General features: G+C 40.3%; 8 protein-coding genes, 8 pseudogenes and 1 other annotated feature. Of the genes and pseudogenes, 7 read left to right on the top strand and 9 right to left on the bottom strand.

Annotated features, from left to right (window positions below; genetic code table 11):
* Nucleotides 1-437 (top strand): annotated as a pseudogene (locus tag FTT92_RS16220) (IS6-like element IS26 family transposase); the annotation flags it as partial.
* A gap of 53 nt (nt 438-490) precedes the next feature.
* Here FTT92_RS16220 and FTT92_RS16215 read toward each other — a convergent pair.
* From FTT92_RS16215 to FTT92_RS16195, 5 genes and pseudogenes are all read right to left on the bottom strand, one after another.
* A pseudogene (locus tag FTT92_RS16215) lies at nt 491-589 on the bottom strand (4-carboxymuconolactone decarboxylase); the annotation flags it as partial.
* Nucleotides 589-987: pseudogene (locus tag FTT92_RS16210) on the bottom strand (aldehyde dehydrogenase family protein); the annotation flags it as partial. The pseudogenes FTT92_RS16215 and FTT92_RS16210, both read right to left, overlap by 1 nt.
* A gap of 262 nt (nt 988-1,249) precedes the next feature.
* Nucleotides 1,250-2,308 (bottom strand): annotated as a pseudogene (locus FTT92_RS16205) (2,3-butanediol dehydrogenase).
* Between the two features lie 121 nt (nt 2,309-2,429).
* Nucleotides 2,430-3,663 (bottom strand): annotated as a pseudogene (locus FTT92_RS16200) (IS3 family transposase).
* Nucleotides 3,272-3,388 (bottom strand) — a sequence feature (AL1L pseudoknot). Its footprint overlaps the pseudogene before it by 117 nt.
* 162 nt (nt 3,664-3,825) lie before the next feature.
* Nucleotides 3,826-4,998: a replication initiation protein gene (locus FTT92_RS16195; RefSeq protein WP_127800989.1), complete on the bottom strand. Its 1,173-nt coding sequence runs from the start codon at nt 4,996-4,998 to the stop codon at nt 3,826-3,828.
* A gap of 856 nt (nt 4,999-5,854) precedes the next feature.
* Between FTT92_RS16195 and FTT92_RS16190 the strand changes: the two genes are divergently transcribed.
* The 6 genes and pseudogenes from FTT92_RS16190 to FTT92_RS16165 all read left to right on the top strand — a co-directional run.
* A complete protein-coding gene (locus tag FTT92_RS16190) occupies nt 5,855-6,634 on the top strand; it encodes a ParA family protein (RefSeq protein WP_179990956.1) in 780 nt (259 codons plus the stop codon).
* A gap of 7 nt (nt 6,635-6,641) precedes the next feature.
* Nucleotides 6,642-7,553, top strand: coding sequence for a ParB/RepB/Spo0J family partition protein (locus tag FTT92_RS16185; RefSeq protein WP_119879449.1), 912 nt, complete (start codon nt 6,642-6,644; stop codon nt 7,551-7,553).
* A gap of 430 nt (nt 7,554-7,983) precedes the next feature.
* Nucleotides 7,984-8,367: a transposase gene (locus tag FTT92_RS16180; protein ID WP_179990955.1), complete on the top strand. Its 384-nt coding sequence runs from the start codon at nt 7,984-7,986 to the stop codon at nt 8,365-8,367.
* Nucleotides 8,364-8,699 (top strand): IS66 family insertion sequence element accessory protein TnpB, encoded by a 336-nt coding sequence (gene tnpB, locus FTT92_RS16175; RefSeq protein ID WP_179990954.1) that lies wholly within the window; start codon nt 8,364-8,366, stop codon nt 8,697-8,699. The genes FTT92_RS16180 and tnpB overlap by 4 nt, the downstream gene beginning before the upstream one ends.
* A gap of 74 nt (nt 8,700-8,773) precedes the next feature.
* Nucleotides 8,774-10,132: pseudogene (locus tag FTT92_RS16170) on the top strand (IS66-like element ISAba25 family transposase); the annotation flags it as partial.
* A gap of 575 nt (nt 10,133-10,707) precedes the next feature.
* Nucleotides 10,708-11,172 (top strand): annotated as a pseudogene (locus tag FTT92_RS16165) (reverse transcriptase N-terminal domain-containing protein); the annotation flags it as partial.
* Between the two features lie 113 nt (nt 11,173-11,285).
* Here the strand turns inward: FTT92_RS16165 and FTT92_RS16160 are convergent.
* The 4 genes and pseudogenes from FTT92_RS16160 to FTT92_RS16145 all read right to left on the bottom strand — a co-directional run.
* Nucleotides 11,286-11,507 (bottom strand): annotated as a pseudogene (locus FTT92_RS16160) (cation transporter); the annotation flags it as partial.
* 176 nt (nt 11,508-11,683) lie between these two features.
* On the bottom strand, nt 11,684-11,878 hold the full coding sequence (locus tag FTT92_RS16155) for a heavy-metal-associated domain-containing protein (RefSeq protein WP_179990953.1): 195 nt from the start codon (nt 11,876-11,878) through the stop codon (nt 11,684-11,686).
* A 748-nt stretch (nt 11,879-12,626) separates the two neighbouring features.
* Nucleotides 12,627-13,892 (bottom strand): type II toxin-antitoxin system HipA family toxin, encoded by a 1,266-nt coding sequence (locus FTT92_RS16150; RefSeq protein ID WP_000934717.1) that lies wholly within the window; start codon nt 13,890-13,892, stop codon nt 12,627-12,629.
* Entirely contained in the window at nt 13,892-14,197 is a 306-nt protein-coding gene (locus FTT92_RS16145; RefSeq protein WP_000366814.1) for a helix-turn-helix domain-containing protein, read from the bottom strand. Before FTT92_RS16145 ends, FTT92_RS16150 begins: the two co-directional genes overlap by 1 nt.
* Nucleotides 14,198-14,456 lie beyond the last annotated feature (259 nt).

The raw sequence follows: 14,456 nt of genomic DNA, 5'->3' as shown, positions 1-14,456 counted from the left end.
ATCTGTACCGGGCCGTCGACAGCCGGGGCCGCACTGTCGATTTTTATCTCTCCTCCCGTCGTAACAGCAAAGCTGCATACCGGTTTCTGGGTAAAATCCTCAACAACGTGAAGAAGTGGCAGATCCCACGATTCATCAACACGGATAAAGCGCCCGCCTATGGTCGCGCGCTTGCTCTGCTCAAACGCGAAGGCCGGTGCCCGTCTGACGTTGAACACCGACAGATTAAGTACCGGAACAACGTGATTGAATGCGATCATGGCAAACTGAAACGGATAATCAACGCCACGCTGGGATTTAAATCCATGAAGACGGCTTACGCCACCATCAAAGGTATTGAGGTGATGCGTGCACTACGCAAAGGCCAGGCCTCAGCATTTTATTATGGTGATCCCCTGGGCGAAATGCGCCTGGTAAGCAGAGTTTTTGAAATGTAAGGCCTTTGAATAAGACAAAAGGCTGCCTCATCGCTAACTTTGCAACAGTGCCAGTTAAAATCATCAGCATTGTTGATCGAATTATTGACATAAGCTTCGCCAAGCACCTGTTTACGAATCGCTAAACCTTTTTCAAATTTTTCATTACTCATTAGCCTAATCCTCCAAATAAGGTGTATTTGATTTCGAGATAATCTTCAATGCCATATTTTGAGCCTTCGCGCCCTAAACCTGACTGTTTAATTCCACCAAACGGTGCAACCTCATTTGAAATCAAGCCTTTATTAATTCCAACCATACCGTACTCGAGTTGTTCACTCATGCGCCACGCACGACCTAAATCTTGTGTGTAGCAGTAAGCAGCTAAACCAAATTCTGTGGCATTGGCCATCTCAATTGCTTGTTGCTCAGTTTCGAACTTAAAAATTGCAGCTAATGGTCCAAAAGTTTCTTGAGTTGCAACATCCATCTCTGCAGTTACATCGGCAATAATGGTCGGTTCGTAAAATAACTCACCAGCGCTGTGTTGTTTTCCACCTGCAACGGCTTTGTTGCACAAAGATTTCATAACTATATGATTTTAAAAGTTTTGATTATTTTTTGATCTAAAATTAAATCTATTTAAATCAGATGCTTACATATTTATGCAACAAAGCCTTATATCTTTACTAGGCTCTATGATCAAAATCATACTGGCACTCAACACTGTAAATTTGAGAATGAATCTGTACGTACAGACTCATTCTCTATCGATAAAGATATTAGAAATAGCTACATAGAGTTTATTTCTAGCTTATTCAAATTAGGCTTTACTATGGATGAACAATAATTTTTACAGCAGACTCATTATTATGAATCAGCGTTTCAAAGCCTTTAGAAACAAGATCATCTAATGCAATACGTTGGGTAATAAAAGGTTCTAGATTAATCTTACCTTGCTCGACTAAACGGATGGTTTCCTGATGGTCATTGACATAAGCAATCGTTCCACGAATATCGAGCTCTTTCATGACCACACTATGCACATTAATTGTGGCAGGATGGCTCCAAATAGAAACGATAACGACTACACCAGTTGGTTTCATTGCTGCAACGAGTGTATCCATGACTTTATTGACACTACTACATTCAAAAGCGACATCTACACCGCGGTCTTCTGTAATTTTCATTACCTCAGCAACTACATCAACCTTAGATGGGTCTAGTACATAATCGGCAACACCCGCTTCTATCGCTTTTTCTTTACGTTTTGCACTCAGTTCAGTAATGATAACCGTGAGACCTTTAGCCTTTAAAATAGCAGATAAAAGTAAGCCTATTGGGCCTGCTCCACCAACCAGTGCGATATCGCCAGCTTTTGCGCCACTTCTGACATAGGCATGATGACCGACAGATAAAGGTTCTATCAATGCTGCTTGGTCTAAAGGAATATCATTTGAAATAGGATGTACCCAACGCCGCTGAACTGCAATTTTTTCAGAAAGACCACCACCGCGTCCGCCTAAACCAATAAAGTTCATATTTTTTGATAAATGATACTTATCATTGGGGCCAGTCGGCACATCGTCAGCAATAATGTAGGGTTCAACTACGACATGTTGCCCAATTTGGATATCATCTACACCCTCTCCAACTGCATAAACCACGCCTGAAAATTCATGTCCCATTGTTACAGGTGCAGATTCTCCCGAAATTGGGTGTGGGTGACCACAAGGTGGAATAAAAATAGGACCTTCCATGAATTCATGTAAATCCGTACCGCAAATACCACACCACGCAACTTAAATTCCAACTGTGCCTGGAAGTACTTTCGGTTCAGGGATATCTTCAATTCGAATATCCCCTCGGTCATAAAAACGAGCTGCTTTCATTTTGTATTCCTTATATTGATGTTAACGGTAAACCATTCCACCATCTGTCAAAATAGACTGACCTGTAATGTAGTTTGTGAACTGAACCGTACCGGGTTTGTCGGAGACTTTTTTATTTAAGTTAGGCCACCTGACCTAACGGGTTAATCTTATCATAGTACATTGCTTCAAACTCAAAAGGTGATACATAACCCAGTGCACTGTGTACACGCTCTTTATTGAACCAATCTACCCAGTTTAGTGTCGCAAGTTGTACATCTGCTAAACCTTGCCAATCCGCTTTTAAATATTCAATCACCTCTGTTTTGTATAAGCCATTCACCGTTTCAGCCAAAGCATTATCGTATGAATCACCGGTCGTACCGACTGATGCTCGTAAATTTGCTGCTTCTAAACGATTGGTATAACGAATGGAAAGATATTGCACGCCTCTGTCACTATGATGAATCACGTTCTTTGGCATGCCTCGATCATGCAATGCTTGCTCCAGTGCATCGAGCACCATATCTGTATTCATACGTGTTGATACTTTCCATCCAACAATTGCTCGCGAGAACACATCAATAATAAAGGCGGTATAGACCCAGCCTGAATGAGTTTGAATATACGTGAAGTCAGCGACCTGAGAAGCATTGCTTCGCAAGGGTCAGGATGATCTGCATTAAAATTGCGTTTTACTAAGTCATCTGCTCGTTTTTGATCATCTCGGCTACGGGTGGTTTGTTTATTCTTACCACGCCAAACACCTTGTATACCTAGCTTCTGCATCAATCGAGCAACTGTACAACGTGCGATAACATAACCTTCACGTTTCAATTGTTGCCAGACCTTACGCACACCATATCGACCTAAACTTTCTTTCCAAATACGTTTGATTTGCTCTGCATGATATAAATCATGCAGAGCACGTTTCGCTCGATGTTCTGGGTTATCAACGAGATCTAAAGCCCGATAATAGGTCGAAGCTGCAATCGGTAAAATTCTACAAATCGCTTCAACACCATATCGATCTTTATTGTTCTGGATAAAATCCACCATTATTTGTGTGGGCGGTCGAGCTCCGCCTGGGCGAAAAAAGCGGCTGCTTTACGTAGAATTTCATTGGCACGTTTTAATTCTTTAATTTCACGTTCCATTTGCTTCATTTTTTCTTGGTCAGATATCTGTTGTACTTTGGCAGGATTTAGTTGATCCATATGCTTTAAATACCAAACACGCAATGTTTCAGGAGTACAACCAATCTTAGGTGCAATAGCTGTGATTGCAGCCCAAGTAGAAGGATAATCTTTTTCAGATTCAATCAATAATTGAACCGCTCTTTCTCTGATTTCAGGGGTATATTTTGGTTTTGTCATTGGAACATTCTCTCAAGAAAGTTGGTCTCCGACAAACCCGGTACGGTTCAGTCTCAATTTTCACACTTTATGCAACAGAGTCGTTTTTATCCTAAGGTCCTTACCACTTGTATTCTTTACGAACATATATCTAAAAAGTGTAGCAAGTTGCTACACTTTTCGCTAGATCAACTCTTTACCAAAAATATCATTCAGTCTTTCACGAATACTATGGACGAATTCCGGATTACTTTTAAGTTTATGCTTCATATTTCGTTTAAAGTCATTCAACCCCATACCAATTTCAGCAAAATCCATTTGGAATAAAGTGTCATTAATGACAATATTTGCTTGAGAGTCAGTGAGGCATCCTACTTTTTTAAACCACTTCTTGAACTGCTGATAATTTTCATCATTATTAAAAATATACCAAGAACGTACATTCATATCGAATTTAGCCCCTAATTCTTTTACGGATGCATTGTCTTCAAATGGAACATCAAGATAGATTTTTTCAATCACTGCAAATTCATCCAGTGCCTTATCAGCAATCCGATGATGCAGTTTAAAATTCACACCTACAATTGGACGGCCTTTCTTAACGGTTTCATACTCTAACTGTAGATCTGTATTTTCGTTAATTTCTGCCACTATTTTGTCTAATACATAGCGTCTAAAATCTACCCAGCGATCATATTTGGTTTCATTAATATCAATCAGTGCTTTCAAGTTTTCTAAAAGTAATGGCACTTCATAACTCTTTTGATTGGCGTACTTAAATTCGTTTTTAATGAAATAAGTATAAAGACTCATACTGGCAACAGAATCTAGGGCAAAAAGATGTTTTAGCTGATAGGTAGTAAAATTACCCCCAGCCAGTTGAGTGAAATACGGCAACACCTCACTGGTAAAACGAATCTGAATCGCATTTTTAGAATCATCTTCCCATCTTAACTCACGGATAATGGGAACGACAGAATGTACTTTTTTAGTCTTTCTCTTACCATTATCAGCTGGCTCCTCAATAATAAAATGAGCTACCCGGGATGAAAGCTCTTTATAAATCCGATCTATTGCAACATTAATTGAATTACGTTTATTTAATCCTAGTAAATCTGCCAAATCATCCTTATACAAATAAATATAAGTTTGTTCGGTAATTTCACCATCTACCCTATTTTTCTCACTATAATTCGCAACCGCCATTGCATATAAAAGTGCCTTATATTCATTGGCTGATAATTCGATTGGGCGAATTAAACGGTTACTGGTACTGACAACGCCATTATGGCGAATGTTGCCTATACAGTAAGGAATATAATTCGATTCTTCTTGCAATGGTTCAGATTCTGTCATAACCGTGATATTTATAATTTAACTTAGTTTTTATATACAAAAGTGGAAAAACTTTCAAGACTTTCACCACAATATTCTAAAAGTGGAAAGTTTGTCATCAAAAAGAAGCATTTTAGCCGATTTCCTGCACTTAAAGTGGAATTAATTATAATCTTTCCACCCCATGATGACAGACCTTCCACCTTTAGTCTCGAAATTACAGTTCAGAAGGTCTATTTTTACTTTTTTCATTCAGGTCTAGTTAGGTTAAGTCAGATAAAAACCCTGATGTGACAAGGCTTCCACCTTTTTGTTAGATTTAAAAGGTATAACTGCACATATAATCATCAGGAAATATCCAATAAAAACAGATTATCCACAGGTTAAGAAGATACAGTGACAATCTTTCCACCTTTAAAGCTTAGTTATGAGACTTTATTAACAGCTTAAATATTTGTTTTTTAAATTATTTTTAAATAAAAATAGCAGTTATAAAAATAGTAGTGACAAACCTTCCACCCTAGTGACAGACCTTCCACTTTATAGTGACAAACCTTCCACTTTATAGTGACAGACCTTCCACTTTACGGTGACAGACCTTCCACTTTATAGTGACAAACCTTCCACTTTATAGTGACAAACCTTCCACTTTTAAAGTTACAAGCACTTGTTTTATATAATAAAAATATGATCCTAATTATTAATTAGCTAAATAACTAATTATTCTAATTTTTAATTAAGCTAGCTTAGTTAAAAATTTATTTTTTAAGTTGTTTTACAGCTGAATAAATAGGATTTATAAATTTAAAAACTATAGTAAGATGAATGAAAGTTATTTATATTACTAAACATTGAAATAAGGAAGCATCTGACACGCATGTCTGCAAAAATTATTACTGTTGCTAACCATAAAGGCGGATGTGGCAAAACAACGACTGTTGTACACCTAGCCTCAGAACTTGCCAATCTTGGCTACAAAGTTTTAGTCATTGATTTAGATCCTCAAGCAAACGCAAGTTTACACATTGGGATCCAACATCCAAGCGAAATTGCTGTCACTACAGCAGAATTACTAGTGGGCGATATTTCGTTGTTGGCAGATGCATTACAAGAAGAAACGAACTTTGAAAAAGTATCATTAATTTATGGTTCCTTAAATTTAGGAAAAACTGAAGATCAACTAAAAGAAGAAGCTCCCCGTCCTTCTGAAGAGTTAAATATCAAGTTAAAACTATTAAAAGATCTTTATGATTTTATATTGATCGACTGTCCACCTAGCCTTAAATTATTAACAAGCAATGCCTTGGCATCTTCAACACATGTCATTATCCCTATCGAATCAGGATCACAATATGGATTGTATGGGGTAACAGATCTTTTAAATCATCTTGAAAAAATCAAACGTATTAATCCAGATTTAGAGCTTTTAGGCGCTTTACTAATTAAGCATGATGAACGTCAGAATGTCTGTAAGCTGATTCGGGATGAAGCCTTGAAACAGGTAGGTAAAATTTTAGAAACCACAATTCCTCAAAGTACTAAAGTCAATCAAGCAGCGATTCTGCAACAACCACTTTTGAAAGTAGAAAAAAATTCAAAAGTACGTAAGGCTTTTGAAAGCCTTGCCAATGAAATTGTAGTGAAAATTAAAACCTGAGAGCATTATGGCAAGCACCAAAGAGCTTTTAGCTCAGAAACTGAAACAGAATACAGAAAAACATCAGCAAGCACAGAAAGACAATATTAAAGAGCCGAAAGAGTTTAGACGTAATGTCCCTATTGAGGATATCAGCCGAAGTCCAAACCAGCCGCGTAAAATATTTGAAGAGTCACAGTTAAAAGAACTGGCGGATTCTATTAATGAAATCGGCCTTTTGCAGCCCATTACAGTGCGTAAACTGGATAATCTGAAATATGAACTGATTGCAGGCGAGCGACGCTTACGGGCACATCAATTACTCGGAAAGTCTGTGATTGAAGCCATTATAATTGATGCAAATAATGTAGAAGCATCTTTGTTAACCCTGGCAGAGAATTTAAAGCGTCAGGATCTGACAGATTATGAGATTTTTATTGGCCTGAACTCACTTGATGAGAAATTAAAGAAAAACAAGCAACGTTTAGCCAATTCACTGGGTTTAAATCGCGAAGATATGTACAAGTATTTAGCATACGAAAAACTGCCGCAAGCAATTTTAAATGACCTTGATGTGGAACCAGGCTTGCTAGGCCGTACTGCTGCAACTGCATTCAAAAAATTTCTATCGGATCATCTTGAACAACTCTCTGAAGCCGAAGTGGCCTTACTCGGAGCTTGGGAAAAATTAAAAGACAAAAAACTCGAGCAAAGCAAAGTTACTACTTATGCTGAAAAACTATTGAGTCAGAATCCAGAAAAACTGACCACAACATCCGTGGTCAGAAAAATTGAATATGCCGGTAAGATTGCGGGGAATATCAAACTGAATCAAAAACAGCTTAAGGTTTCTCTGAATATCTCGGAAATTGACGAAGCCAGTCTCTTACAATTAGAAGATTTCTTAAAACAGCTGATTCAAAAAAGCGAAAAAGTGTAGCAAGTTGCTACACTTTCTTAGCACCCTGAAACTAATTACATCCTCATGCATTATTGAAATTTATTTTCTTAAGTATGCTTCTTTACATTTGGTCTTTGAGAGTACTGTTACTTCGGACTGAGATTAAATTCTGCCTTTCTTCTTGTGGAGTAGTTTTATATTTATCCGGAAATATTATATATGTCCATATAAGCACTCCCAGTTTTCAGGTTTTGTATCAAAATAATCAATTCTTATCAGATTTTTCGATAGGGAAGTATATGTGCTGGTGGAACATAAATAATTTGGTGGTGTTTCAAAAGGTATGCTGCCGTTAAAAAAATACGTTATTAAGGTAAAAGAAAGTAAGCATCCAGCTAACACAGCCTTACCAAGCGATCCTATAAGCCTTAATTTAGTTCCCACCTAAAAACAAGTGGGGACTTAATCTATGAACATGGATATATATTCAGCAACACCTCCTGTTGCTAAAAAACGCAGAACATACAGCAAAGAATTCAAATTCAGTATTGTCAATGCCTGCAAAAATCCTAATACCTCGATCGCTTCGGTCGCACTGCAACATAGTATTAATGCCAACCTTGTCAGTCGTTGGATCAGGATCTTCAGCCATCATGATGGTGCCGTGCAGGATCCTACTCATGTGAATCCAGCATTTATTGCTTTGCCTTACACTGCTGCAATCAGCCAACCTATTGATGAGAGGATCACGTTGTGTATCACCGTGCCTCATACGAATAATGATATTCAGCTAAAATGGCAGACATCAGAAATACCTGCCTTGGCAGAATTACTCAAGGCACTGGCAACATGATCCGTATCAATGAAATTTGGCTCTCTACCCAGCCCATGGACATGCGTGCAGGTATGGATACGACCATGGCTCAGGTGGTGAGAGCCTTTGGCTACATCAAACCGCATTGCGCCTACCTGTTCTGTAATAAACGTGGTCATCGTATGAAAGTGCTGGTACATGATGGACTGGGCATCTGGCTGTGTGCCAGGCGGCTGGAACAGGGAAAATTCCACTGGGCTCAAGTTCACCAAGGTGAAACCGTGGTCCTCAACCCGGAACAGTTACAGGCATTAATCCAGGGTTTGCCCTGGCAGCGCATTGGACGACAGCAAGTGGTAACAATGCTCTAAACCAAGCTCGGCTATTCTGCTATTCTCCAAACGTTCTATTTCATTCTCTTCATGACCTCAGGCATACTGCGGTCATGAATACGCTGCCTGACTTAAGCCAACTGACCCATGAACAACTGCTGGAATTTACCCGGCAGTTGGCGATGCAGCATCAGTCTCTAGCACAATCAAACCAGCAATTAGATTCTAAAGTTCAACATCTTTCTATTCTCAATCAAAAATACGAGCATGAACTGGCGCTGTTTAAAAAGCACAAATTCGCCCAAAAGAATGAACACTTAACGGCAAAACAAATCCATCTGTGGGATGAAGCGGTTGAAGAAGATATTGCCGCGGTTGATCTAGAACTGGAACGGCTAAATGCAGATAAAACTAATGCAGCGACACAGAAAGCCAAAACCAATAAACCTAAACGTCGACCACTGCCAGATCATCTACACACCATCCGTATTGAGCATGAACCTGCATCAACCCAATGTGCTTGTGGCTGCCAACTCCGTCGTATCGGCGAAGATGTCAGTGAAAAACTGCATTTCAGACCGGCACAGTTCTATAAGGAACAGCATGTGCGTGGTAAATGGGTCTGTGATCAGTGTGACACTCTGACTCAGCAAGCGATGCCCGCCTATGTGATTGATAAAGGCATTGCTTCACCTGAATTGCTCAGCCATGTGCTGGTATCGAAGTATGCCGATCATTTGCCGCTGTACCGTCAATGTCTGATCTATCAGCGGGCGGGAATCGAACTTTCTAGATCAACTTTATCTGACTGGATAGGTCGCTGCGGTGTAGAACTGGAACCTCTGGCCAATGCCTTAAAAGAGGTGGTACTACAACAGCAGGTGCTGCATGCAGATGAAACACCGGTCACCATCATGCGGATGGGTGAGAATAATAAAAAACCGAAGAAAGGTTATGTCTGGGCCTATGCCACTACACAGTACAATCCAGTTCAGGCGGTGATCTATGACTTTCAGGATAGTCGTTCAGGCCAGCATGCTGAAGAGTTCTTGAAAGGCTGGCAGGGCTATCTAGTCTGTGATGATTACAGTGGTTATAAAGCACGCTTTAAATCAGGCGATGTCATTGAGGTGGGCTGCATGGCGCATGCACGTCGTAAATTCCATGAACTGCATGTAACTGGGAAAAGTCAGGTCGCTGAACAGGCATTAGTGCTGATTCAGAAACTGTATGCGATAGAAGCAGAGCTCAGGAAAAAGACCGATGGTACAGCGGAAGACCGCCGCGAATACCGACAACAGCATAGTCAACCAGTGATGCAACAACTATATGAATGGCTCAACCAACATCATCTGACAGTGCCATCGAGTTCTCCCACCGCCAAGGCCATCAATTACACTCTGAAGCGTTGGCCAGCTTTAAGCCGCTATCTGGATGATGGCAATCTACCGATTTGCAATAATTGGGTCGAGGTGCGACACGAAGTCGCTTAATGAAGTTGTTCCCCCTGCGGGAACCACCCGTGTCACCGGGTGAATCTAGAAGGCTGAATAAAGAGCGCCTTCGACAATGTAACGAGGCACCGCAAGGTGCGGGGTATCAATCGTGAGAGGCGTACCCTTCTGGCAGCCATAGCCGGACAAGGGCTAGATAATCGGTATGGTGAACACATGTGAATCTGCGTAACGATCGTCAAGTTGAACGAGCGGAAATGGCTGATACGCTCGAACCAAAACGGTAATGGAGGTGGGAATTGCGTCTTTCGACTACGCATTCGTGACCCATACGCCTCCCGGTCGATAGCAGGCACCTAAGCCGATGTACTTCAGTAAGCGGAACGTGGAAATCCCGTATTACTCCCATTGGGAAAGCAGTTTGCAAAAACTGCCCATGGTGATGCGGGCGAAGGAACGAGGAAAAAGCGAATGCCAGTCTGTAATGGGTTGGATAGAGGTTGAAACATTACCCCACGCGAAAGCGGGCTGACGTCCTTATGGTCTCTCATCACAAGAGAGTGTGTAGAACCCTTTTAATGGAGGGAGAGCAAATGAATGCAGCAGTATCAGCGTGTGCACCTTCCAGCACATCGTGGGACAGCATCGATTGGATTGCTGTACAGCGTCATGTCAGAGGGCTGCAAGCGCGTATTGTGAAGGCGGTACAAGACGGCAGGCATAACAAGGCGAAAGCTTTGCAATGGCTGCTGACTCACTCGTTTAGTGGCAAAGCATTGGCCGTCAAACGAGTGTCTGAAAACAAAGGCAAAAACACGGCTGGGGTCGACAAGGTGACTTGGAATACACCCAAGGCCAAGACCGGTGCGATGATGTCGTTGAAGAGGCGAGGTTACACGCCCCTTCCGCTTCGGAGAGTCCTTATTCCGAAGAAAAATGGCAAGATGAGACCTCTCGGGATACCCACGATGAAATGCCGGGCCATGCAGGCGCTCCATCTGCTGGCTTTGGAACCCATCGCGGAGACCACTGCTGATCGGAACTCTTATGGATTCAGGGCTTTGTTGCACAAAGATTTCATAACTATATGATTTTAAAAGTTTTGATTGTTTTTTGATCCAAAATTAAATTTATTTAAATCAGATGCTTACATATTTATGCAACAAAGCCCTTCGTAGCCTGCTTTTTCTACGGCTTTAATTAAAGTAGCGCGATCAAGTGGTTGATGCGCATAAATGACTGCTTTTTCGGTAGCCAGATTTACATGAGCCGATTCAACACCCTCAACAGATTTTAAAGCTTTTTCCACACGGCCTACACAAGAAGCACATGTCATCCCCTCAATCTCTAATGTTTCACTGTAGTGTGGCGTATCAGTCATTTCGGTACTCATATACGATCTCTATCATTTAGATATGCTGAGTTCTATATGCGAAGATCAGCTCGAACCAAGATTAGGTGGAATTCAGGGATTACTTTTATTTCAAGCAAGTACAGGTTTTATCTGTACGATGAGGAAAATAAGAGAGTAAAAGTGGTAAGGAATTCCCACTGTTACTCTAACAGAGATTAAGCAGGATCAGCTGTAAATCCACGCTCACTGAGAGTGGCAATGACTTGATCCTGACTCACCGTTGTGTTGATTTCAATAATACGGTTTTGTAAATCAATATCGAGTGAGGCATTCGAGTCGAGCTCTTTAATTGCGGTAGTAATGCCGCGTGCACAACCACCACAAGTCATATTAGCGATGTGAAATTTCATATGTTGCTCCTTTTTAACAAAACATTTGTTTAAAACATTAGAACAGTAACTCTAAACTTTCACCATACAACCAGCCTTTTTCTGAATCAGTTACTCGCTGTAACTTGGTCTGTTTACAACCTTACAGTTTTCTTCAGAGTATTCCAAAGAAGAGTGTTCTAATGACTACAGTAAATAACACTAAATATAAAAAAAATGGAAGAATAATTTACTAAGTTATTGTTTTTAAGTTGATCCTTGTTTTATATGGGGGTGATAATAACTTCTGATTACTAGTTTTTACCTTAAATATACCGATTGAAAGATTCATTTAAAGGCTATGAATACATGAGTTTTACAGTTTGGCTAGGTCAGCATGAGTACTTTTCACAAGATTTAAGATCGACCATGAACGTGATTAAGTTATAGGGGATTGATGAAATAGTTTTTATGAATTTCTGGCTTTCTGGGCTGATTTTATCAAATTCATGTCTATGCAAAATTGCGACATATTTCTCGTGCTGGTAGTTATCCAGAGTTTGGTCTGCATCTATCCATAGTGCAGACCTTTTTTTGGTGACAGTTTTTTCTTAGTGATTTTCGATCTGGATGTAGTGATTTCACGTTTGCAGAATATATCTTGGCGGTGATCCATCTAATATTCGTGATTATAAAGAGAGCTAATTCACAGGTTCTACAGATTATGTAGCGACTAACTATATCAAAGTCTATTTGCAGTTGATGGTTGGCGCTTAGTTTATATTTACGCTTAGGTTTCAGTTAAAAAATCAATATTCTGTTGAATCCGTGATTGAATCATCTGTAGGGTAGATTCTCGAATTTGATGGGGATACAGGCGCTGCGCAATTTGACTAAATTGAAGTGCAATTTCACGCATGGTCAAGATGATCTCATCGACTTCTAGAGTAGTCAGATTAGCTTCTGAAGTACCGAGTTTATGTATGTCATTTCGGGAAATATTGAGCGCTTCTCCCATAATGTCCATTTGATGATAACCACCTGGACCCTCGCAGAAGGTCACATCATAGGCTGGAGCCAATTTCCATTGACCATTTTTCTCCATGAGAAATGAAAAGTTCTTAGTATGGTCATCCCGATTATTGAAAAGCACATTAAACACAGCACGTTTAAAAGCATGCAATCTTTCTCGTACATCTTGCGTACACATCAAGGTTGCCCGGAGAAAATTGCGATAGTCTAGGCTACCTGGAACTTTATAGTCTGCTCCTGTATATGCAGCCAAACTCTGCATTGGAATCCGCATACCATTTTGACGATCGAATCGTTTAGAAGCAAAAGCCGTTAAACCATTGGGCAAATTAAAGAAATGGGTATCTGGAGTCTCAATTGCACAAAGTCGCAAACATTCTGCATAGACGGCTTCAATGGCGCAGACTTCAGGATGCTCTTGCTGAGCAGGAAACTTAATCAGCCAGGCTTCATGTTGATCAGAATCTTGAGTCGAAAACTCTAAATTGACAGGATCTCGGTAAACCAACGCTTTTGGTCTGGCACCTTGAGGGGAGCCACCCATGACCAATAAATGCTGTAGAAATTCACCACCTTCACCTTTGAGTACTTCTTGAACTTCCTGGGCCAGTTGTTGTAAAGGGATATTTTCTGAGGTTTGCATGTCAGCAACACAAGGTTCAAAGGAGAGGGCACCCATTGCGTGACTACTAATATAGGTCAGACGCTCCAAAGGTCCAATTCGTGCTGAATTTAAGCCAATTTTTTTGAAATATCGATCCATCAACATCATGCCCCAACCATCTGGTAAAGCGTCATAGACTGGACCTGGGAGTCCCATTTGATGAGTAGGAAAACCTTGTCTGAATGGTAGACCTTTTAAAGGCAGCAAGTAAGAAGAGAGCTCAACACCTTGCTGTATTGCTTCTGGACTATATTCAAAAGCAATGGTGGGTCTACCTGTCGTGGCTGTTGAACTAATCAGCGTTCCCCATAACCATGATTCGCCCCAACCGTTGTAATAAACATTAAGTCTATTGAGCATTATCCCTTCCTCTTAATACGGTGGCGCTTACTTTGACTCTCATAGCGAAGAATGTCATTCACACTGTTAAGCTGAGGTTTAAATAGTTCCTGAAGTTCGTTTAATCGACCCAAGACCATTGCAATACGGACTAAATTTTCAACAGATACATTTCGTCCCGCTTCAAGATTCGAAACTGTATTCACGCCGACACCAGCGCGTGCTGCTACCTCAGCTTGAGACATCTCCAGAAAGAGTCGTTGCTTACGTAAACGCTCACCTAAAAGAGTCACAACTTCTTCTGGTTTAGTGAAATATAAATCCATTAAATTGGGTCTTAAGAATGAATAATTTAATTAAATCACAAAATAATGGAATTAATCTATAGCTATAGTGTGGCTAAGGAGGGCTTTGTTGCACAGCACATCAGAAGGGTAGGTATAGTCCTTGGGTATCGGTTACAGAAAATCATCAGGATGTACTTTGACTGATTGTTGATACGGAGATTTCAGTATTTTCATTTTTCCTAATAGGTCACATTACTTAGAAAGGGTTCTTCGAAAATTAGTTCATACTTTAAAAATC

The organism is Acinetobacter sp. YH12023 (assembly GCF_013420135.1).
Taxonomy (GTDB): Bacteria; Pseudomonadota; Gammaproteobacteria; order Pseudomonadales; family Moraxellaceae; genus Acinetobacter; species Acinetobacter amyesii.
The sequence above is the reverse complement of the archived record's forward strand: the minus strand, read 5'-3'. Positions and strand labels throughout refer to the sequence as shown.

Bases quoted from the DNA above. Each gene is read 5' to 3' on its own strand.
- FTT92_RS16185 (WP_119879449.1), top strand. From the start codon at position 6,642: ATGGCAAGCACCAAAGAGCTTTTAGCTCAGAAACTGAAACAGAATACA.
- FTT92_RS16155 (WP_179990953.1), bottom strand. From the start codon at position 11,878: ATGAAATTTCACATCGCTAATATGACTTGTGGTGGTTGTGCACGCGGC.
- tnpB (WP_179990954.1), top strand. From the start codon at position 8,364: ATGATCCGTATCAATGAAATTTGGCTCTCTACCCAGCCCATGGACATG.
- FTT92_RS16180 (WP_179990955.1), top strand. From the start codon at position 7,984: ATGAACATGGATATATATTCAGCAACACCTCCTGTTGCTAAAAAACGC.
- FTT92_RS16150 (WP_000934717.1), bottom strand. From the start codon at position 13,892: ATGCTCAATAGACTTAATGTTTATTACAACGGTTGGGGCGAATCATGG.
- FTT92_RS16195 (WP_127800989.1), bottom strand. From the start codon at position 4,998: ATGACAGAATCTGAACCATTGCAAGAAGAATCGAATTATATTCCTTAC.
- FTT92_RS16145 (WP_000366814.1), bottom strand. From the start codon at position 14,197: ATGGATTTATATTTCACTAAACCAGAAGAAGTTGTGACTCTTTTAGGT.
- FTT92_RS16190 (WP_179990956.1), top strand. From the start codon at position 5,855: ATGTCTGCAAAAATTATTACTGTTGCTAACCATAAAGGCGGATGTGGC.